Source organism: Flavobacterium sp. 38, assembly GCF_057799715.1.
In genome coordinates, this window is record NZ_JBYNWZ010000016.1 from 1 (window position 1) to 19,791 (window position 19,791).

The window sequence follows — 19,791 nt, forward strand, 5'->3', positions numbered from 1 at the left end:
TCATTACAAACAAATCGTTTGAATTCTTCACTGTACTTAGACTGCCATTTTGATGATGATGTTTTTGAATATCTTTCCATATTTTTACACTTTTGTGTAAACCTATTTTAGGACAAGACATGCGTGCACGAGCGGGACGCTCGCGCTAGCGGGGGAATAGTCTTATAACGATAGAAATAAGTACAAATAGATTGGATGGACTTGCAGCTTTAGAATCCGCTAGGATTATCCTGCACGAATACATACACGCAGATATTTATCGAAAGTTAAATACGACAAATTCTAATGATATTGATGCAAGTAATTTTAAACAAGTTTTTGAAACTTACGAAAATCAGCATAATGCAATGGCGCAGGTCTATCTTAGTAGTATGAAAGATGCTTTTAAAATCATTTCATAAAACAGTTTTAAGTGCTGATTATAACAAATATACTAATTATTATGGAGAAGAGCCAAGCGATGCCTTCTATGAGGCCATGGCTTGGGGAGGTTTAAAGGATAGTAGTGTAAAGGCTTGGACGGATTTGCCTGAAGACAAAAAAGCTTCGATTAATTCGTTGGCAAGTAGAGTGCCTATTTTAGGTAAATCTGTTCCTTGTCCATAAAGTGTAAAATAATAGTACTTTTGTATATTAGACAACAAAATTCAATTACATATTTTTTAAAATCGAGTTATGAAAAAATATATATATTTATATGCGGCATTCTTATTGGGATTCAGTTTATATGCTCAAGAAAAATCGAATGGCACATTTTTTTTTAAATTAGATGATTCATACATTGTCGAATCCAAAACGAGTCCAAATAAGTTTTTATTAAAAGATAAAAATGAAGATGAAGTATTTTATTTTAAAGGAGTAGAAATTGTAAATGACTTAAACCCGAAAGAAGTGCTTTGTCTTAAAGATTTTGTAAGAACTTCAAAATACTATAATAAAAACAAAAAGAACAAATTGAATAACTCTGAACTGGTAAACTTTTTTAGTAACTCTACGGTTTACCTAGTTAAAAGGAAAAATGATAAAACAGAGTTTATTAAAGTGAATCCGATTGTTGAAATTTATGATTAGATTGTTTGTTTAAAATTTCAAACCTCGAAATTATTTTTCGAGGTTTTTTATTTTAGACTATGCCTAGTCCTTAAATAGCGATACACAAAAAAACATCGTTATGGCAAATCTAGCTCAACTTTGTCAAAGTTTAAAACTTTGACAAAGTTCTGTACGCACAGCTTTGCGACCTCAGCGTTTTCTTAAACTCAATCAAAATCAAAAAAACTTTGCTGCCGATAGCTATCGGGATTGAGTTAAAAAAATCAAAGCACTCGATAAACAGGATACTGCATATGTGCCTTTTCATAATGAGCAGAATTCTTATAAATCCAATTTAACTGCGCTTCAGGATTTTTAGCAAATTCTCTGTCGTTTTGTTTTTTTGCTTCCAATTCAGCTTTTAGAGTTGGATTTTCTTTTAGGATTTTTGCAGCTGAATCTTCAAAAACATAATCAGAATAATGTTCTTTTTGCTGTAAAATGGCATCGAAGAAATTCCAGTTGAAGAATGAATCAACGCCTTCTGGTTCAAAAGCTTCTAAAAGATATTTTACGCCTTTTTGATTGGTCGGAACGTAGTAATCTCCTTTAGCGAAATTCATTTTTACCATTTTAGGAGTTACAGTTGTATTTCGGTGCAGGTAATGCCCTTCGTAAGCAGACGTTGCAGTTTTAAAATCAGCAATTCTGTAGCTTTCAACGGCAGCAATTGTGTCGTTCTTTAATTGGCGGAAAGTAATATTATTGTTCTTTAAAAGTTCAATAATATTCCAATAACCACGCGGAATAATATAAGCAGACGGAATAACAACGTCTTTTACCGATTTAAATTCTTTGATATACGGAACGTCTTTTTTATACGGTTTACTTCTGTCATAATACAAGCGATCGCCCGTTGTCGCATCACTTTTTTTGTAACCCGCTTCGTAACCTAAAAACGTAAATTTGGTTGCTTTTGTGCTGTCCATTTCCCATTTTAAAGTGTATGATTTTTTAGGCTGATATTGCTCTAAATTCTTTACTCTTAAATCTTTTATCTTTTGATAATTAGCATCTGTAAAATCCAAAGTGGTTTTCATGTATTCATAAGTTACTTTTACACGTTCGGCATATTTTTTCAACATGTGCGTTTCAACTACAAAGCCAATCGTATTAAACAAAGAAGTATAACCAGTAGTATATCGCGGACTGTCAACAAATTGTCCGAAACCTTTGTCCGGCGTATCTTTAAATGAATCAACATAAGGCGTAGTTTCGATTTTTTTGTTTTGAAGATCTTTCACCAAAGCGGGCATCATAACATCATTCATATAATCTCCCAAAACCGTTCCCAGTTTATTGTGCTGTGTCATGATGTAAGTTAGTTTGTATTGATAATCAGAACCGTTACTCACGTGATTATCGATAAAAACATCAGCATTTATTTTCTGGAAAATCTCTACAAAACTTTTGGTATTTCGCGTGTCTGATTTCATTAAATCGCGGTTCAAATCGTAGTTTCTCGCATTTCCTCTAAAACCGTAAACTTCTGGTCCATCCTGATTGGCGCGCGTTGTCGAATTTCGGTTTAAAGCGCCACCGATATTGTAAACTGGAATGCAAACCAAAACGGTGTTTTTAGGTGCTTTCATTTTTCCAGTTGCTAAGTCTCTGTAAAACTGCATCGAAGCGTCGATTCCGTCAGGTTCTCCAGCGTGAATTCCGTTATTGATAAACAAAACGGCTTTGGTTTTCTGGATTTTATCAAAATCAAATTCTTTGTCAGGATTAAAAGTGACCATGTGTAAGGGTTCACCAGAATCTGTCAATCCCATTTCTTTAACCTGAATCGTTGGAAAATCATTCGCCAGCATTTTAAAATAGCGAATGGTTTCGTAGTAATCTGCGGCTTGATTTCCGTTTCCTTTCTCGAAAAACGTATCGTATTTTTTGTTGTTCTGCGCGAAAAGGGTGATTGTGAAAAGTGAAAAGAAAATGGTTAGATGTTTCATGGTTTTGGTTTTTGAACAATCAAATATAGTTTTTTTGTTTAGAGTTTCAGGTTTCAAGTTTATCTACTTTGTCTATAATTTTGTTTCACGCTCCCGATAGCTATCGGGATTACAGATCTAGGCAGATTAAATTTTGATTTTTTTAAATCTGAGTCAAATGTTATTGTTTCACGCAGATTTTGCTGATTAAAGCAGATTTAAATTAATTTTTATATGCTGGATCTAATCAGATTTTACAGATTGTTTTAAAAATTTTATCAAATAGATCTGCTTATATCTTTTTTAAATCTGCGTGAAATAAAATAATCCAGCATTTAAACTTGAAACCTGAAACAAGAAAAACTTGAAACAAATTTTGCCTACTTTTGCAAAATGAATAAAAAACACCATTCCAACGATATACTTTCCAATTTAGGAATTAAGAACCTGAATGAGATGCAGGAAATGGCACACGATGCTATTTTAAACGAAAACAACGTTTTATTACTTTCTCCGACAGGATCTGGAAAGACATTAGCGTTTTTACTTCCTATTTTAGAAATGTTGCAACCTGAAATCCTTTCAGTACAATGTCTTATTTTAGTTCCATCACGAGAACTTGGACTTCAGATCGAACAGGTTTGGAAGAAAATGGGAACGCAATACAAAGTCAATATTTGTTACGGCGGACATTCGATTGATACTGAAATCAAAAATTTAAGCAATCCGCCTGCGGTTTTAATTGGAACGCCTGGAAGAATTGCCGATCATATTGACAGAGAAACTTTTAGAACCGATAAAATTCAGAATTTGATTTTAGATGAGTTTGATAAATCCCTGCAATTAGGTTTTCACGAGCAAATGTCTTTCATTATCGGAAGATTGCCGAAAGTAAACAAACGCGTTTTGGTTTCTGCGACTTCAGATATCGAAATCCCGAAATATACTCGAGTTGTAAATCCGATTACTTTAGATTTTATTCCAGAAGAGGAAGAAAAAGCGAATCTTTCTATGAAAATGGTGATTTCGCCTTCAAAAGATAAATTGCAGAGTTTATTCAATTTGATTTGTTCTTTAAAATCAGAATCGGCTATTATTTTCTGTAATCACCGTGACGCTGCAGAACGTATTAGCGATACTTTGAATGAAAAAGGAATTTACTCTGTGTATTATCACGGCGGAATGGATCAGGAAGAACGTGAACGAGCTTTAATTCAGTTCAGAAACGGAAGTGTCACATATTTAGTGACAACCGATTTGGCTGCACGTGGTTTGGATATTCCAGAAATGAAACACGTTATTCATTATCATTTGCCTTTAAAAGAAGACGAGTTTACACATCGTAACGGTCGTACGGCTCGTATGCAGGCAACGGGAACAGCGTATATTATCATTCACGAAAGTGAAAAAGAACTAGATTACATTGATTACGAAATGGATGTTTTGGATGTAGAAGGAAATGTTTCGCTGCCAAAACCACCTCAATTCCAAACGATTTATATCAGTGGTGGAAAGAAAACAAAGCTGAATAAATTTGATATTGTGGGTTTCTTTTCTCAAAAAGGAAAACTAGAAAAAGACGATTTAGGCCTAATCGAAGTAAAAGATTTTGTTTCGTTTGCAGCTGTAAAATATAATAAAGTAAAAGATCTTCTGAAAAACATTAAAGATGAAAAAATGAAAGGTAAGAAGTTTAAAATTGAAGTTGCCCGAAATGTTATTAAAAAAGAGGAAGAGGAGAAGAAGGGGAAATATTAGATAATTAGACAATTTGAGAATTAGAGAATTAGGTTTTTGCTATATACTCTCATAAATTTTTTATGCTTGAATAATTTTTGAGAAGCTTATCCAGTGTTTGTCATCCTGAGGAACGAAGGATTTCCGCAAGTAGCTCTGCAAAGATTGGAGATGTACTTTGTGAAGCTTTTGCCTTCGTAAAGATTGGTTAAAAGATGAATTGGAATTTGGGATTTTTTTATTGGAATTTAAAAGTCAATTATTTGTATTTCAGTTGATTGTGTTTTTGTAACTACAATTTACAATTTTATGTTAAAAAAATAATCAATTGATAGGTGTTTTTTCAATATTTCTGTGTTTTTTTGTGATCGTAAAATTGTAAACCCCAAATACCACATGAAAAAGATTATTACTCTTGCCGCATTGTTTTTTAGTTTTGTTTCGTTTGCACAGGTTAAAGTTCTAGAAACAGTTCCTGTTGAGAAACTAGGAAAAGTAAACAACAACTACATTCAGAAAATTGGTGACGAATACACAGTGTATTACACTATTATTCAAAGTGATGATGATTCGACTTTGAGAAAATTTTCATTCAAAAACATTGATAATGCTTACAACTCTTTGTACAACATTATCATGGGCGGATTTACAGCGTCTCCGTTGTACGATATCAAATTGGAGTTACCTAACAACTACATTTGGTTGCACTACACAGGAAATGTTGTTCCAGACAAAGCTACTGTACAATTTATGGTTTCTGGTAAAGAAAGAGATGCTGCAACAAACAACGTTTCTGAGCCATTCGTAAAAGACCAAATCAGCAAATTATTCCAAAAATAATTTTTTTTGAGGTCAAAGCCACAAAGTGACAAAGAGGCAAAGTTTTTTAAGCTTTAGCTCTAACTATAATATAAAAAAGCTGTTCTAATCGAACAGCTTTTTTTGTTTCTTGTTTTTTAACCGCAAAGCACGTAAAGTTTATTTTTTAGATGCTTTACAAAAGCGCAAAGTTCGCAAAGCTTTGCGAACTTTGCGTATATCTTTGCGAACTTTGCGGTTAAGTTATTAAGCATTAAAAGAAAACTTAGAAGCTTACCAACTTATAACCTCAGAAGCTTATATTTTCTTTACATACTGTGTAATAATCACAATCTGCTGTCCATCAACTTTTCCTTCTATATATTCAGCATTTTCGTGATCTAAACGAATGTTTCTAACAGCAGTTCCTTGTTTAGCGACCATGCTAGAACCTTTTACTTTAAGATCTTTAATTAGAACAACTGAATCTCCGTGTTGTAGTACTACACCGTTACTGTCACGGTGAACCAGTTTATTTTCGTCATCTTCGCCTTCTCCAGTTGCTTTTGCCCATTCTAGCGTATCTTCGTCAAGGTACATCATGTCTAGCAATTCTTGTGGCCAGCCTGCTGCGCGCATACGGCTTAACATTCTCCAAGCAACAACTTGTACAGGAATATTTTCATTCCACATACTGTCATTCAGGCATCTCCAGTGATTTAAATCAACATTGTCTGGATTTTCAATTTGGTCAATACAAGTGTTACAGGCTAATATAGCTTCATCAATTCCGCCTTTTTTAGTTGGCAGGACTTGATAAACTTTTAAATTCTCTTCAGCACCACAAAGCTCACATTTAGATCCGCTTCGTTTGCTTAATTCTCTTTCGATGCTCATTATTTATTGTTTATTTTGAAAATGCGAATTTACTTATAATATGAGTGCCTTCCAAATTTAATGTTTAGAACTATTTATGATTTGAATCGGGGTTGAGGCTTTTAATCCAACCAACAATTTCATTCACTGCTTTTTGGTCAATGTGATATAAATCATCATACTTTTTTGTTTCTTTCTAATCATCATTTCCTTTTACTAAGAAGTGATTAAGCCCATCAATTATCCTAACATCAATATTTTTATTATTCACTGAATGCAAAAGTTCTGCAGTTTTTTTACTTTCTAAGAAACTGTCGTTAGAGCCGGCTATGAATAATAGTGGAATATTTATGTTTTCAAATACAATCTTAGCACTTACTTTTTTTATGCTATCAAAAGGGAATTGTGATTTATTAAATTTTCCATATTTTTCAAATGGGGTTGAGACCAATACAATAAAATCTAAATCCAGATCTTTTCGATAGTTGTCAATAGTTGCAATTCCTCCTAAACTATGCCCCAAAATTCCAATACTTTTTTGAGATAAAGAGCTTATTTTTTTGATATTAATATAGGCATAATATAAATCTCGTATTATCTGATCTACGCTAAAATTAATTTTTCCTTCTGATTCTCCAATTCCACGATCATCAAATCTGTAAACAGCAATATTGTTTTTTAATATTTCTTCTGCTAAAACATAATGTGAGTTTTTCGTGTTCTTTCCACTACCGGGGACAATTATAACAATCTTTGAATATGCTGTTTTTGGAGATATTAAAGTACCGCTTAATTTTTCATTGTTTTCGAGATCGATAAAATCAATTTTATCAAAATTATATTGGCTAGAATTTTCTATTTCTTTTTCAAAATTCTGATCTTTTTGAGCTAATAAATTGTTTGACGAAATTGTCAGAAAGAATGTTGGTGCAATAATATAAAAAAGAATTTGTCTCTTATTTATCATATTATTTTTTCACCCTAACCGCATTCGGAACTAGCATTTCATATTCGCCGCCATGACGCAATACATCGCGTACAATGCTCGAACTGATAAATGAAGTACTTGCGGCTGTCAGCAAGAAAACAGTTTCTATTTTAGACAATTTTCGATTAGTATGCGCAATAGCTTTTTCGAATTCGAAATCGGCTGGATTGCGAAGACCTCTTAAAATGAAATTAGCTTTTAGCTTTTTTGCCAAATCGATTGTTAGTCCTTCATACGTGATAACCGAAACTTTTGGCTCGTCTTTGAAAGTTTCTTCGATAAAACGTTTTCTTTCTTCAAGAGAAAACATGTATTTTTTTTCGGCATTGACACCAATTGCAATTATAATTTCGTCAAATAAAGGAATTCCTCTTTTGATAATATCTTCGTGTCCAAGTGTTATGGGGTCAAATGATCCTGGAAATATGGCTTTACGCATTTTGTTAAGGGTCTAAGGTTCTGAGGTGCTAAGATACTAAGATTTGTTTAAGCTACTAAGTTTTTTCTTTTGACGGTTAATGCTACAAAGGAACGAAGGCACAAAGTTTTTTATTTAAGGTTCTGAGATTCTGAGTTGCTAAGCTACTAGTTTTTTCTTTTAAGATTGGAATTTGGAATTTAAAAAAAATGGAATTTAAAACTTAAGTGATTCTCCTTGTATTTATCGATTCTACCCATTCTTCTTTCTGGCAGACTTGACAGGTTGCAGTACCTTTTTTTTGTTCAGTTGTGTTGCCACAGAACGAGCAGGAATAAATTCCGTCTTTTGGAATCATTTTGCTTTTTGCTTCAAACAATAAAGGAAGAATAGGAAGACCATAACCAACTTCTTCGTCTTTATAATAAAATACACTTATTTCGCCACTGGTTTCAATAAAAGCGTGTTTTACTTGTCCCAGATGTTCAATCGATTTTATGCGGAGTTCGGCGAAAAACTCGTCTTGTGCCAGTGCTTCTTTTCTGAAAGAAGTCAATGAAAATTTCCCGTCATTAATCAGACATTCGGTTTTTCCTTCTATGAATTCTTCAAATTTTTTGCTTTTTCCTGTAAGCCAAGTTACTATGCGATATAAAACAATTATCACAGTAAAAACGATAATGGCAGGAACAATTCCAACATCTTCATAAAACATTGGGTCACCAGCTGCAGAGCCAAGCGCTATAATAATTACAGTCTCAAAAATCGATAATTGCTTTACACCTCGTTTTCCAGCTAATTTTAGCGTTAGCAGTAAAATAATGAACATGACGGTAGAACGAAATATCACTTCCAAGAGGAATATTTCAGGAAGCTCATTAAATAATAATCGGTTCCATTCGAAGATTTGTTTCATTTTTTTAAGTTGCTAAGATTCTAAGTAACTAAGGTACTAAGTTTTGGTATTCGAAATTTATCGTAATTTCTATGTTGTGCAACAATATTATATGTAAATTATGAAAACCTTATTGGCAGATTGAATGGAATTTAAAAAGGCGCTAAAATCTTAGAATCTTAGCGCCTTAGTATCTTAGTAGCTTTAAGAAAGAGCTAACTCAATTGCATTTGTGAATAATTCTTCTAATGAAATTCCGGCTGCTTTTGCTTGTTGCGGAATCAGACTTTCGGTTGTTAAGCCTGGAATTGTGTTCATTTCGAGCATGTGTGGCTCGTCGTTTACGATAATGAATTCGCTTCTTGAGAAACCTTTCATTTTTAAAACTTCGTAAGCGCGTTTTGCAGTTTCGCCTACTTTTTTAGTCATTTCATCTGAAATTCTCGCAGGAGTAATTTCTTGTGATTTTCCTTCGTATTTCGCTTCGTAATCGAAGAAATCATTGTCTGAAACGATTTCTGTTATTGGTAAAACGATAACTTCTCCTTTGTAGTTGATTACGCCGACAGAAACTTCTGTTCCGTCAAGGAAACTTTCAATAATGATTTCGTTGTCTTCTTTGTAAGCGACTTCGATTGCAATTGGAAGTTCGGCTTCTGTTTTTACTTTTGAAATTCCGAAACTAGAACCCGCTTTGTTTGGTTTTACGAAACAAGGCAATCCCACTTTTTCGATGATTTCTGCTGTGTTTATTTTATCTCCTTTATTCAAATAATAAGAAATTGCAGTTTTGATTCCGTATGGTTTTAAAACCGATAATAAATCTCTTTTGTTGAAAGTTAAAGCTGACTGGTAATAATCGCAAGAAGATTGTGGAAGACCGATTAATTCGAAATAAGCTTGCATTAAGCCGTCTTCGCCAGGAGTTCCGTGGATAGCGTTGAAAACACAGTCAAAAGTTATTTTTTCTCCGTTTACAGTAACAGAAAAATCATTTCTGTCGATTGGGAATTCAGCGTCGTTTTCGTCTACATAAACCCATTTTTCTTTAAAAATGTGAATACGGAATCCGTTGTATTTTGTTTTGTCAAGATATTGGTAAACGACATTTCCGCTGATTAATGAGATTTTGTATTCGCTGGAATAGCCGCCCATGATAATGGCAATATTTTTCATTTTATATTTTTAGTTTTATTGTTTTATATTTTTTTGCCACGAATTGCACGAATTACGCTAATTTTTTTTGTCAAAGATTGCACTGATTAAAGGATTTTTTTCAATCTTGTCATTTCGACGAAGGAGAAATCTCCGCAAGTAGCTCCACAAAGAAAATTACCAATCTTTGTCGAGTTTCTCACGAAGATTTCTCCTTCGTCGAAATGACAAATATTGCGTTGATTCTTTGATTTTACCCATGAAGGCAAATTGTACTTTTTTAAAATAAAGAACGTTCTTATGAAACCGAGTGCCCTAGCCCTGATGGGAACGGCATCTCCCGATTTAGAAAAACAAGGCTTTTTAGCCGTAGTTTTTGTTAATCGGGAATACAGTGGACAGCAGGAATAGCTCCTGAAAAATAAAAAATCAAATTTTGAAATTCCAAATTCCAAGAGTTCTATGTTTAAAACAAAATTATCATTTTTTTTGAAACGAAATACTTTATCTTTGTCGCTATTAAAAATAAATTTATGAGTTTACGTCAGTATTTAACAAGCCGAGTTTTTTTCTTGCAATTGCTTGCTGCCGCTGCTATTATTGCAGCTATTGGTTATTTATTTATGCATTGGTTGACTTTTACGACTGATCACGGACACGAAATCGCGGTTCCGAATTTGTCTAAATTAACTGAAGAACAAGTAGAAGCAAAGCTAGATGAACTTGATTTGGACTATGTACTTTTGGATAGCGTTGATTATAGAAGTGAATTCCCAAAATATAGTGTTGTAGAACAAGATCCGCTGCCTGGAACGAAGGTAAAAGTGGGTAGGAAAATTTATATCAAGATTAATGCTTCTGGTTTTTCTTCTGTAAAGATTCCAGATTTGATCGAGAAAACATATCGTGAGGCTGTGCCGACGTTAAAGGCATTAGGTCTTGAGCCAGGAACGATTACCTACATTCCGAATCTTGGTAAAGATATGGTTTTGGAAATGCGTTTGAAAGGCAGAAACTTAAAAGTAGGAGACCGTGTGCTTAAAGCCTCTAAAATTGATTTGGTTTTAGGAGACGGAAAAGCAAGTTATGTAGATGAAAGTCAGGCAGCAGACAGTACTGCGGTACCTGCAGAAACCCCAAGTGATGAACAATAATATTGAAGAAAATTTAGATCTGGAAGACGAATTATTTGAGCACTACAGATTTGAAGTCCCTAAAGGTCAGGCGTTTTTACGTATTGACAAATATTTAATGTATTTGATTCCGAATGCCACGCGTAATAAAATTCAGAACGCAGCAACTAATGGAAACATTTTTGTAAATGATATTCCAGTAAAATCAAATTATAAAGTTAAACCTTTTGATGTGATAACGGTTATGTTGTCGCATCCTCCATTTGAAAATCATATTCTTCCTGAAGATATTCCGCTGAATATTGTTTACGAAGATGATGCTCTTTTATTAATCAATAAAGAGCCAGGAATGGTGGTGCACCCAGGTCACGGAAACTATACTGGAACTTTAGTAAATGCTTTGGCGCATCATTTTGATAATCTGCCAATGAACAGCAGTGAGCGTCCTGGTTTGGTGCACCGAATTGACAAAGATACTTCTGGTCTTTTGGTTGTAGCTAAAACGGAAGCTGCAATGACGCATTTGGCGAAACAGTTTGAAGCTAAAACGACTGAACGTGAGTATATTGCTTTGGTTTGGGGAAATGTTACAGCTGATTCTGGAACAATTGAAGGAAACCTAGCAAGACATTTAAAAGACCGCATGCAAATGGCTGTTTTTGCTGATCCAGAAATTGGAAAACCAGCAATTACGCATTATAAAGTTTTGGAGCGTTTTGGTTATGTAACTCTTATTTCTTGTAAATTGGAAACGGGAAGAACGCACCAGATTCGCGCGCACATGAAACATATCGGACATCCGTTATTTAATGATGAACGTTATGGCGGTCATTTGATTTTGAAAGGAACGACTTTTACGAAATACAAACAGTTTATTGAGAATTGTTTTAAAGCTTTGCCACGTCAGGCGCTGCATGCTAAAACGCTTGGTTTTGTTCATCCGAATACAGGTGAATTGATGCGTTTTGATACGCAATTGCCAGACGATTTTAAAGAATGTATTGAGAAATGGCGTAATTATGTGAAAACGCATAATACAGATGAGGAGGAATAAAATTAGAGAATTAGTCAATTAGATAATTTCTTCCGTAATCTTATAAATAAACAAAAAGCTCCTTTTAGGAGCTTTTTTTATGATTCTATTTTTATCTTTCGATTAAGAAATATTGAGATTTTTTCTGCTATTTCATGTGCCTCTTTTTCTTTTAAGTGTTTTTTTATAACGTAGTCATTAGAAGAAATAGGAAAAACATCCAAGTAAACCATCCAGCCTAGGCTATATTTTCCGTTTAAATAAACAACATTTACGGATTGCAGTTTAAATAATTTGCAATGAAATTTATTATTGATGCACAAATCTTCATCTTTAATGCTAAGGATATGAAATTTGTTTCTATGCCATTCGAAATAATCATTAAATAGTATAAAAGCACTTACTAGCATTAGCATAATTATTGCAATAAATGTATTAGCCAATGTATCAGGTTTTAACAAAGTGAAAATTAATAAGAATGTTGAAATGAAAATTATTGAAGGAACAATTAGCGATTTTTTATTGAAATAAAATGAAATAGTCATTTCGTTATCACCATTTTGTAGTATCTCGTATTTTTCCATTCGTAGCGACTTTTTTTAGAACGTTTTAACTGTGAGATTGGTTATTTTAACTTCTCCATTGGTTATAAAACCTAGTTTTCCTTTTTGGTTCAGATTGCTTTTTTCGAGGGAACATTCTAGAGAGGTTTTATCGTCTACAGAAAAGTATAATTGATTGTTTTCGACTTTGATTTTAACAGCATACCATTTGTTGTTTTGTAGTTCCATTGGTTTTTTAAACAACGTTTTTCCACCTCTTTTTCCGTACGAATCGTCTTTTTTATCATAGACACCGTCGCCAATTACAATGTTTTGGTCAATTTGATACAAATAGGTTCTAATGTATTTTCCTTTATCCAAATGGAGCATGATTTCAAATAAAGATTCGTTGGTCATATTGACTTTAAAATCGATTTCATAATTCTCTGGAAGCTGTTTTTTGGATATTAAAACTCCCCAAGGCGAAAGTGAACCTTTTCCTATGATGGTGTCATTTTTTAAAATCCATTCTTTAGAATTAATCGTCCAATCTGATTTTAGTTCTTTTGAATGCTTTAAAATATATTCTTTTTTAGATGTGGATATCGTGCTTGAACACGAACTTAAAATCAGTAAAAAAAGAAATATAAGGCTTATTTGCTTTGTCATAATTTGGTATCGTTCCGGTATTCCGTAGATATGCTTTGCTTTCTATAGATAAATTATCTAATTGATTCATTATCTAATTAACTTATTTTTAATTCAATTCTGAATGGTTTTTTATTTTTCCGATAGATCCCTTTTCTGAAGGTAAAAGTTCGAAGATAGAAGTAGGAGCAAGGCCTTGTTCAATTCTATGCGAAACGTAAATGATACTCACATTGGTTTCCTGTTTTATGGTATTAATTAATTGAATCACTAAATCTACGTTTTCGTCATCTAAACCTTCAACTGGTTCGTCTAGAATTAACAATGGCGGATGTTTTAAAACGGCGCGTACAATTAATGCGACACGCTGCTGTCCGATTGAAAGATCAATAAAACGTTTTTTTCTTAAATGCGTCATCTCGATCACTTCCAGCCATTGGTTTACGATGTTTTTTTGATGCGTAGTTGGTTCTGTATACAAACCGATAGAATCAAAGAAACCTGATAAAATCATTTGTTCTAGCGTATGTCCTTTTTGAAATAAATCGGTCATAGAAGTGGTGAAGATTCCAATTTGTTTTTTGATTTCCCAAACGCTTTCTCCGGTTCCTTTTTTTCTCCCGAACAAAAATAAATTCTGTCCAAAACCTTTCGGATTATCTCCAGTAATTAAAGAAAGAATAGTACTTTTTCCAGAACCATTTGGTCCAATTAACTGCCAGAATTCGCCTTGTTTTACTGTCCAAGAAATCTTGTTGAGAATTTTTCTTTCTTCGTAACTTACCGAAACATCTTCAAGTTTTATTAGTACACTTTCGTGAAAAGAATGCGGTTCTGCGGGTTTTGGAATTGTAGCAGTATTTAAAGTTTTAAAATGATTTTCGGTTTTGACAAACGGATACAATTCAAACGTATTATCTTTTATTAAAGCCTTATTCGGAACGAAATCTAATATATCAACAGTACGATTCAGTAATTGAATAATGGCGATAGAATCGGTTAATTTCTGTAATGATTCTGCCAAAACCACTCGAGAAGCTTGATCTAAATGATCGAAAGGGTTGTCGAAAATAATGAAATCAGGTTTTTGCTCAATACAGTAACGTAAAAACTCTTTTTTGCGTTCTCCAGAAGAAAAGGTACGTAATTGTCTGTTTGAAGCCTCAACGCTATCGTATTGAAATTCTTTTTCGATAAATTTCTCGATGGCAATATCAGAGAAAAGAATTCCTTTTTGGTTGTTAAAAACGGCTAAATCTCCTTTTGCTTCGCCTGCAAGTAAAGTATCTATGAAAGCTTTTTTATTTACTTGATTTGATAAGAGTATATCCCAGTGCTGCATTATTATAATTTTATATTTTTAAAAAGTTTTTGCCTCAGCTAAAAATGATTTTATCTTTTCTAATCTTTTAATCTGTGGCAAAAAGAAATCATTAATTTTGTTTTTTTGTTGCCATTTCGCGGTCATTTCTAGACCATTCGCTCCAAGAACCGACATATAATTTCGGAATTGGAAGTCCGGCGTAATCCATTGATAATAAGGTATGGCAGGCCGTAACACCAGATCCGCAATGAACAATTGTATTTTCTGGTTTTATATCTCCAATTACGGATTTGAATTTTTCGGCCAATTCATCTGGAGTTTTAAAAAATCCGTTTTCATCTAAATTTTCAGTAAGAGGAACATTGATGGCACCAGGAATATGTCCTGCGATCAAATCTAGCGGTTCTGTCAAGCCATCGTAACGGTTTTTATCACGAACATCGATTACGATACTTTGATCGCTTTTACGCGCTTTTTCTACTTCTTCAATATCGGCTAAAGCCAGTTTCCATTCTTGCGAAGGATATACTTTCTTTTCAAAAGTTTCAATTCCAGAATTGGTTGGAAAACCAGCTTGAATTGCAGCTTGATAACCGCCGTTTAAAACTTGAATTTTCTCATGTCCAATTGCGCGCATCATCCACTATAATCGAGCAGCGAAATTGGAGCCGTTTTTATCATCGTAAACGACAACATGATCTGAAGGTGAAATTCCTAAAGCAGAAAGTGTATTTGAAAATTCTTCGGGAGAAGGCAAAGGATGCCTTCCGCCGTTTGCAGGGTTTTCTGGAATAGCAGCCAAATCACGGTTTAAATCAACAAAGCGAGCATCTTTTAAATGTTCTTTTTGATAGGTTTCAAAAGCATTTGCACCAGCTCGAGCATCAATTAAAATGATTTCAGATGAATCTTGAAGTCTTAACAATCCCTCAACGTTTATAATAGATGAAAATGTAGTAAGCATATTATTTTTTATAGTTTATTTTCAGTAATTAATCGGCAAATGTTTGACTGTAAAAAAGCGAAAAAGTATTATTTGTTTTGTCGTATTTCAGACATTCCCAATTGTTGTATGCAGAACTTGTTGAAATGCAAATTGTGTTTTCTAAATTTGTTTTGGAAGCTTTCTTTGAAAAACATCCTTCCTCCAATAAAAAGTTTTCATCTTTTGAGATATCAGTAATCATAACTGGTATAAATTCTAGAAAATATTCTGGATTTATGGTAATAGCATCTTCATTTGTAACTAAATGGTCAACCGCAAATCGATAATCAAGTGTTCCAAAAGAATAGCCGTTACAATTTGCATCTTCTAAATCATTTTTAACTTTAAGATCTTTATAAAGCTCAGCATATGTATTTGTGGCTGCATTGAAAAACAATATTTTAGTTCTGTTATCTTTCACATCATAAACTATAAAAATATAATCTTCGCTATTTTTTTGAAATATATTGCCTTTTGCAAAAGAGATTAGCTCATAGTTAGTGTTGGTTTTGAAAAATTGATTCTGTTTCTCATTTAGTTTTGCTGTGATTTTAGTGCTAATATTCGAGAAAAGATTATTCGCAGAAAGCTTTTTTAAGCTTTCTCTTGTATTTAAAATTCTATCTGTAAATTGAGGATCGTCATAAACTGAGATTTGATAATGAGTTGCATCGGCAGTTTTGTCCGTTTTCTTTACTTCGGTGCTTTCGTGTATTATTTTTTTTTGATTGCTAGATTTCACTTGCTCTTTGGAGTTGCAGGAAAATAAAGCTAGTGTAATGAGAATGAAAATAATTTTGTCTTTCATGAAAAAAGTAATGTGTTTATTTTGCGTAAATGTTTATTTTTTCTTTGAATTTCCAAGCCAAAGCAAGGCGTTCAAAATTAACTGACTTTGTGTTTTGTTTTCAAAAGTGTACGATAAAGTTTTGTTGGTTCCTCCTTCATAATCAATGTCATTGTGCCCCATATTTACGTACAGCATTTTATATTTTTTATTGGTCCAAACAACAGGATAATAGCCGCTGTGCCAGATTTCATGAGCTTTTGGACCCGTTCCTAAAGGAAAACTGGATTCGTCAATAGCCAGTAAAATCTCAATATCTGGATTTTTGGTTAAATCATTTGACCATCTGTACCATTCGTTTGGAGCAGAAGTAAAAGTTTTAGGCAGATTTTTGGTTACTGGATGCTGATTTTCTACTCTTAAAACTGCCGAAGTTGGTCGCCAAGTATTGCTTCCGTATTCGCCAGAGCCTAAGAAAGTATTGTGATACCAGTTCCAATCTTGAGGATAACTAGAATCGTTTAAAGCAAATGCCGAAAAATGGAATCCGATGAAACCGCCACCATTTTCCATGTATTTCTGGAAAGCTTCTCGCTGTTCTTTTTTCTCAGGACGGGTGTCTAAAAACAAAACAACCTGATATTTTGCCAAAAATTGTGCGTTTAAATTGTCCCAATTGCTGGTAGAATCGTATTGAAAATGATTTTCTTCGGCTAATTTTGGAAAGTATTTATTGGCTTCATGCACAAAACTGATATGCGCCTGATCGTTTTTTGCAGTATAAAAAGCAATAACTTTAAATTTTGGATTGTCTTTTTTCTTTTGCGAAAAGCCAAAAAGAGAAAAAATTAAAATAAAAAGTAAAAGACTTTTTTTTAAAAAGGTTTGGTGGTTTTGGTTAGAAATCGTCATGAATGCTCGAGAATTAGCTAGGAATTTTTTCGATTAAAATTTCATGCTCCGATTTGTCAAAATAAGTGCAAGTCATTTCGACAATATCAACTCTCCATTTTGCGATTCCGCATTGTGCGCAATGATTGCAGAAAGTCATATAATCGGTTTCTCCGTGCTGATGTTTTACCAAAAGTTCGATAAAAAGTTCTTTGTTTGGAAAATCAGCTACTTTAATTTCAGCATATTTTTCTTCTGCCTCTGCAGTAAAATTATTTAAACCGTAATAAACAACGCTTCCGTTATGTACATAAGTATCGTATCCTTTTACTCCTAAAATGATTAAATCCTGAATGTAATTTGGAAAATCTGCTCCGCTTTTTACTTTTGAATGTGCTTCTTTGATTTGTTCGATTGTAAACATATTTATTTTAGATTTTAAATTGTTGATTTTTTGCCACGAATTACACGAATTGCACTAATTTTTTTATCGAAATTCTAAAAAATAAATTCGCGAAAATTCGTGTAATTCGTGGCTATAAAAAAAATATTACTTCAAAAATACGATTAATGGTTTTATAAATGAATCAAAAGATTCGATATGTGGCAAATGTCCTGTGTTTGGAATTTCTACCAGTTTTGAGTTTGGAATTGCTTTCTGTGTTTTTTTACCCAATTCAGCGTAATTTCCCATTGTTTTTCTCACTTCTTCAGAAACCAATGGTTTTCCTAAAGCTGTTTTATCTCTTGTTCCGATAATTAATAGCGTCGGGCATTTGATGTTTTGAAATTCATACAAAACAGGCTGTGTAAAAATCATATCGTACAAAAGAGCAGAATTCCAAGCTACACGATCGTAATCTGGTGCAGTTGTCCAACCAGCGCCAAGTTCGGCCCATTTTTGATAATCGGCATTCCATTTTCCGTCATAATAATTCGCCATTTGGTATTTCTTGATGGCTTCGTAATTCTGTTTCAATTCCGATTCGTACCACCAGTCAACAGGTTTGTAAGGAACCACTAATTTCCAGTCTTCCAAACCAATCGGATTTTCTAAAACCAGTTTTTCAGTAGTTTCAGGATACATTAAGGCAAAGCGCGTCGCCAGCATTCCGCCCATAGAATGTCCTAAAACAGTCGTTTTGCTAATTCCTAAATGATCTAAAAGCTTTTTGGTGTTTTCGGCTAATTGCTGAAAGGTGTATTGAAAATTATCTGGTTTTGTTGACTTTCCAAAACCAATCTGATCGGGAACAATTACTCGAAAACCTTCTTTTGCTAATGCTTTAATGGTCGTTTCCCAATAAGCTCCGTTGAAATTTTTTCCGTGCAGTAAAACAATATTTTTCTGATTGTAGTTTTCTGGAATAATATCCATGTAAGTCATTTTTAAGTATTGGCGTTGGCCGCTCAATTCGATAAAATGAACAGGAAATGGATATTCGTAGTTACTTAAGTTAATATCCAATTCTTTTATATTCGTCTGCTGTCCAAAACTTAAGCAAGGAATTAGTATCAATAATAGTTTCAGAATTTTCATTTTAGTGGCATTTGTTTTTATGATTTATAAAGTTAAACCGAACCACTTTTAAAACAAAGCTTAAAATCTTAAAATTATCAGAAAAAAAGCGATTGAAATGATTTCATTGTTTTGGTGTTAATAATCGATGATTTATTGAAATTTTATCGATTAAATGATAGTGATTGTGAAAATAATGCATTTTGACGAGTAATGTAGCACTTGAAAGAACTTCTTTTATTAACACGAAAAATGGCTGTAATTTAGTGTTAGAAATGTTGTAAGCCTTAAAAAATAGTATCATGAAAACACTACTTTTGCTCCTGCTCACTGTCCCCACATTTGCCCAAGAACTCAATACTTTTGATTTCGCCGTTATAAACTCAACCTTAATTTCTCCAAATATCGATCTTGACAAAGGCCGGAGTGTTGTCGCGGCAAACAAAGACCAATATTCGGCTTATTTTCAGTATGCTCTTACGATGTGTGAAGACGACATAATTTTCGGTGCTGGAATCGATAAGTCTGAAATTGACCGAACTTATGTTGGTTATATCGGAAAAATTTGCGAGAAATTCAGAGCCACAATTGGCATAGGTTATGTAGATTCTAGAAGCGGTTATGAGGGAACTTTTACAGGTTTTAGCATCTCATGGCACTTTTCTGAAAACACTTATCTTGGCGGAAATTTAGAAAACTTGCATTCGTCAATAATTGATTATGAAACCGACGAAAGTTTTGATTATTACAAAAAACTGGTTCCCAAAGTTTTTGGGAGTTATGAAATAATCCCAAATGTGATAGCTTTTGGACAGCTGAGTTCGAGAGTAAATGACATTGCGCTAAAATATCAGGTTCGCCGATTTTCAGCGGGAGGATTTTATTCTGGACAGTCGGTAGGAGGTATTTTCGGAACTGTAAATGTCGGGCGATTTGCCATTTCTTGCAGTACAACTTTCGAAAAAGTAAACTTTGGATTAAAGTTTCAATGACAAAATCAATTAAACTTTTGTTTAGAAAAAAATCCCAAAAACAAGAT

20 protein-coding genes and 1 pseudogene are annotated in these 19,791 nt (G+C 33.5%); 7 read left to right on the plus strand and 14 right to left on the minus strand.

What is annotated here, in order from left to right; all coding sequences use genetic code 11:
- Window positions 1-378 precede the first annotated feature (378 nt).
- Together AC3E9W_RS22175 and AC3E9W_RS22180 are read left to right on the plus strand one after the other, a co-directional pair.
- Window positions 379-606 (plus strand): hypothetical protein, encoded by a 228-nt coding sequence (locus AC3E9W_RS22175; protein WP_488770085.1) that lies wholly within the window; start codon window positions 379-381, stop codon window positions 604-606.
- A 69-nt stretch (window positions 607-675) separates the two neighbouring features.
- Window positions 676-1,071 carry a hypothetical protein gene (locus AC3E9W_RS22180; RefSeq protein ID WP_488770087.1) on the plus strand — a complete coding sequence of 132 codons (396 nt, stop codon included), beginning with the start codon at window positions 676-678 and terminating at the stop codon, window positions 1,069-1,071.
- A 245-nt stretch (window positions 1,072-1,316) separates the two neighbouring features.
- Here AC3E9W_RS22180 and AC3E9W_RS22185 read toward each other — a convergent pair whose 3' ends face one another.
- The gene (locus AC3E9W_RS22185; RefSeq protein WP_488770088.1) at window positions 1,317-3,044 is read right to left on the minus strand and encodes a M14 family metallopeptidase; all 1,728 of its coding nucleotides are present in this window, start codon (window positions 3,042-3,044) and stop codon (window positions 1,317-1,319) included.
- A gap of 372 nt (window positions 3,045-3,416) precedes the next feature.
- Here AC3E9W_RS22185 and AC3E9W_RS22190 point away from each other — a divergent pair, with 372 nt between their 5' ends.
- The gene (locus AC3E9W_RS22190; RefSeq protein ID WP_488770089.1) at window positions 3,417-4,781 is read left to right on the plus strand and encodes a DEAD/DEAH box helicase; all 1,365 of its coding nucleotides are present in this window, start codon (window positions 3,417-3,419) and stop codon (window positions 4,779-4,781) included.
- A gap of 375 nt (window positions 4,782-5,156) precedes the next feature.
- Window positions 5,157-5,600, plus strand: a complete 444-nt coding sequence (locus AC3E9W_RS22195) for a hypothetical protein (RefSeq protein ID WP_125719681.1) — start codon at window positions 5,157-5,159, stop codon at window positions 5,598-5,600.
- A 276-nt stretch (window positions 5,601-5,876) separates the two neighbouring features.
- On the opposite strand, the gene AC3E9W_RS22200 is transcribed toward AC3E9W_RS22195, so the two are convergent.
- From AC3E9W_RS22200 to AC3E9W_RS22220, 5 genes are all read right to left on the minus strand, one after another.
- Window positions 5,877-6,455 carry a PhnA domain-containing protein gene (locus tag AC3E9W_RS22200; protein WP_488770090.1) on the minus strand — a complete coding sequence of 193 codons (579 nt, stop codon included), beginning with the start codon at window positions 6,453-6,455 and terminating at the stop codon, window positions 5,877-5,879.
- A gap of 175 nt (window positions 6,456-6,630) precedes the next feature.
- Window positions 6,631-7,401 carry an alpha/beta hydrolase gene (locus AC3E9W_RS22205; RefSeq protein WP_488770091.1) on the minus strand — a complete coding sequence of 257 codons (771 nt, stop codon included), beginning with the start codon at window positions 7,399-7,401 and terminating at the stop codon, window positions 6,631-6,633.
- A gap of 1 nt (window position 7,402) precedes the next feature.
- Complete coding sequence (gene coaD, locus AC3E9W_RS22210; RefSeq protein WP_456891906.1) at window positions 7,403-7,861, minus strand: pantetheine-phosphate adenylyltransferase; 459 nt, start codon at window positions 7,859-7,861, stop codon at window positions 7,403-7,405.
- 202 nt (window positions 7,862-8,063) lie between these two features.
- Window positions 8,064-8,756 carry a DUF421 domain-containing protein gene (locus AC3E9W_RS22215; RefSeq protein ID WP_488770092.1) on the minus strand — a complete coding sequence of 231 codons (693 nt, stop codon included), beginning with the start codon at window positions 8,754-8,756 and terminating at the stop codon, window positions 8,064-8,066.
- A gap of 183 nt (window positions 8,757-8,939) precedes the next feature.
- Window positions 8,940-9,911, minus strand: coding sequence for a D-alanine--D-alanine ligase (locus AC3E9W_RS22220; RefSeq protein WP_488770093.1), 972 nt, complete (start codon window positions 9,909-9,911; stop codon window positions 8,940-8,942).
- A gap of 512 nt (window positions 9,912-10,423) precedes the next feature.
- On the opposite strand from AC3E9W_RS22220, the gene AC3E9W_RS22225 reads away from it, so the two are divergent.
- Entirely contained in the window at window positions 10,424-11,044 is a 621-nt protein-coding gene (locus AC3E9W_RS22225; RefSeq protein ID WP_306157539.1) for a PASTA domain-containing protein, read from the plus strand.
- Window positions 11,034-12,077, plus strand: a complete 1,044-nt coding sequence (locus AC3E9W_RS22230) for an RluA family pseudouridine synthase (protein ID WP_488770094.1) — start codon at window positions 11,034-11,036, stop codon at window positions 12,075-12,077. The genes AC3E9W_RS22225 and AC3E9W_RS22230 overlap by 11 nt, the downstream gene beginning before the upstream one ends.
- 77 nt (window positions 12,078-12,154) lie before the next feature.
- On the opposite strand, the gene AC3E9W_RS22235 is transcribed toward AC3E9W_RS22230, so the two are convergent.
- The 8 genes and pseudogenes from AC3E9W_RS22235 to AC3E9W_RS22270 form a co-directional block, all read right to left on the minus strand.
- Window positions 12,155-12,640, minus strand: a complete 486-nt coding sequence (locus AC3E9W_RS22235) for a hypothetical protein (protein ID WP_488770095.1) — start codon at window positions 12,638-12,640, stop codon at window positions 12,155-12,157.
- A gap of 15 nt (window positions 12,641-12,655) precedes the next feature.
- On the minus strand, window positions 12,656-13,267 hold the full coding sequence (locus tag AC3E9W_RS22240) for a 3-keto-alpha-glucoside-1,2-lyase-like domain-containing protein (protein WP_488770096.1): 612 nt from the start codon (window positions 13,265-13,267) through the stop codon (window positions 12,656-12,658).
- Window positions 13,268-13,355: 88 nt separating this feature from the next.
- A complete protein-coding gene (locus AC3E9W_RS22245; protein WP_488770097.1) occupies window positions 13,356-14,588 on the minus strand; it encodes an ABC transporter ATP-binding protein in 1,233 nt (410 codons plus the stop codon).
- Window positions 14,589-14,679: 91 nt separating this feature from the next.
- Window positions 14,680-15,534, minus strand: a pseudogene (locus AC3E9W_RS22250) (sulfurtransferase).
- A gap of 28 nt (window positions 15,535-15,562) precedes the next feature.
- Window positions 15,563-16,363, minus strand: a complete 801-nt coding sequence (locus AC3E9W_RS22255) for a hypothetical protein (protein WP_488770098.1) — start codon at window positions 16,361-16,363, stop codon at window positions 15,563-15,565.
- 33 nt (window positions 16,364-16,396) lie between these two features.
- A complete protein-coding gene (locus AC3E9W_RS22260; protein ID WP_488770099.1) occupies window positions 16,397-17,254 on the minus strand; it encodes a ThuA domain-containing protein in 858 nt (285 codons plus the stop codon).
- A 13-nt stretch (window positions 17,255-17,267) separates the two neighbouring features.
- Window positions 17,268-17,657, minus strand: a complete 390-nt coding sequence (locus tag AC3E9W_RS22265; RefSeq protein WP_306157551.1) for a DUF1398 domain-containing protein — start codon at window positions 17,655-17,657, stop codon at window positions 17,268-17,270.
- 126 nt (window positions 17,658-17,783) lie between these two features.
- Window positions 17,784-18,773 carry an alpha/beta fold hydrolase gene (locus tag AC3E9W_RS22270; RefSeq protein ID WP_488770100.1) on the minus strand — a complete coding sequence of 330 codons (990 nt, stop codon included), beginning with the start codon at window positions 18,771-18,773 and terminating at the stop codon, window positions 17,784-17,786.
- 281 nt (window positions 18,774-19,054) lie between these two features.
- On the opposite strand from AC3E9W_RS22270, the gene AC3E9W_RS22275 reads away from it, so the two are divergent.
- The gene (locus AC3E9W_RS22275; RefSeq protein WP_488770101.1) at window positions 19,055-19,744 is read left to right on the plus strand and encodes a hypothetical protein; all 690 of its coding nucleotides are present in this window, start codon (window positions 19,055-19,057) and stop codon (window positions 19,742-19,744) included.
- The last annotated feature ends 47 nt before the right edge of the window (window positions 19,745-19,791 follow it).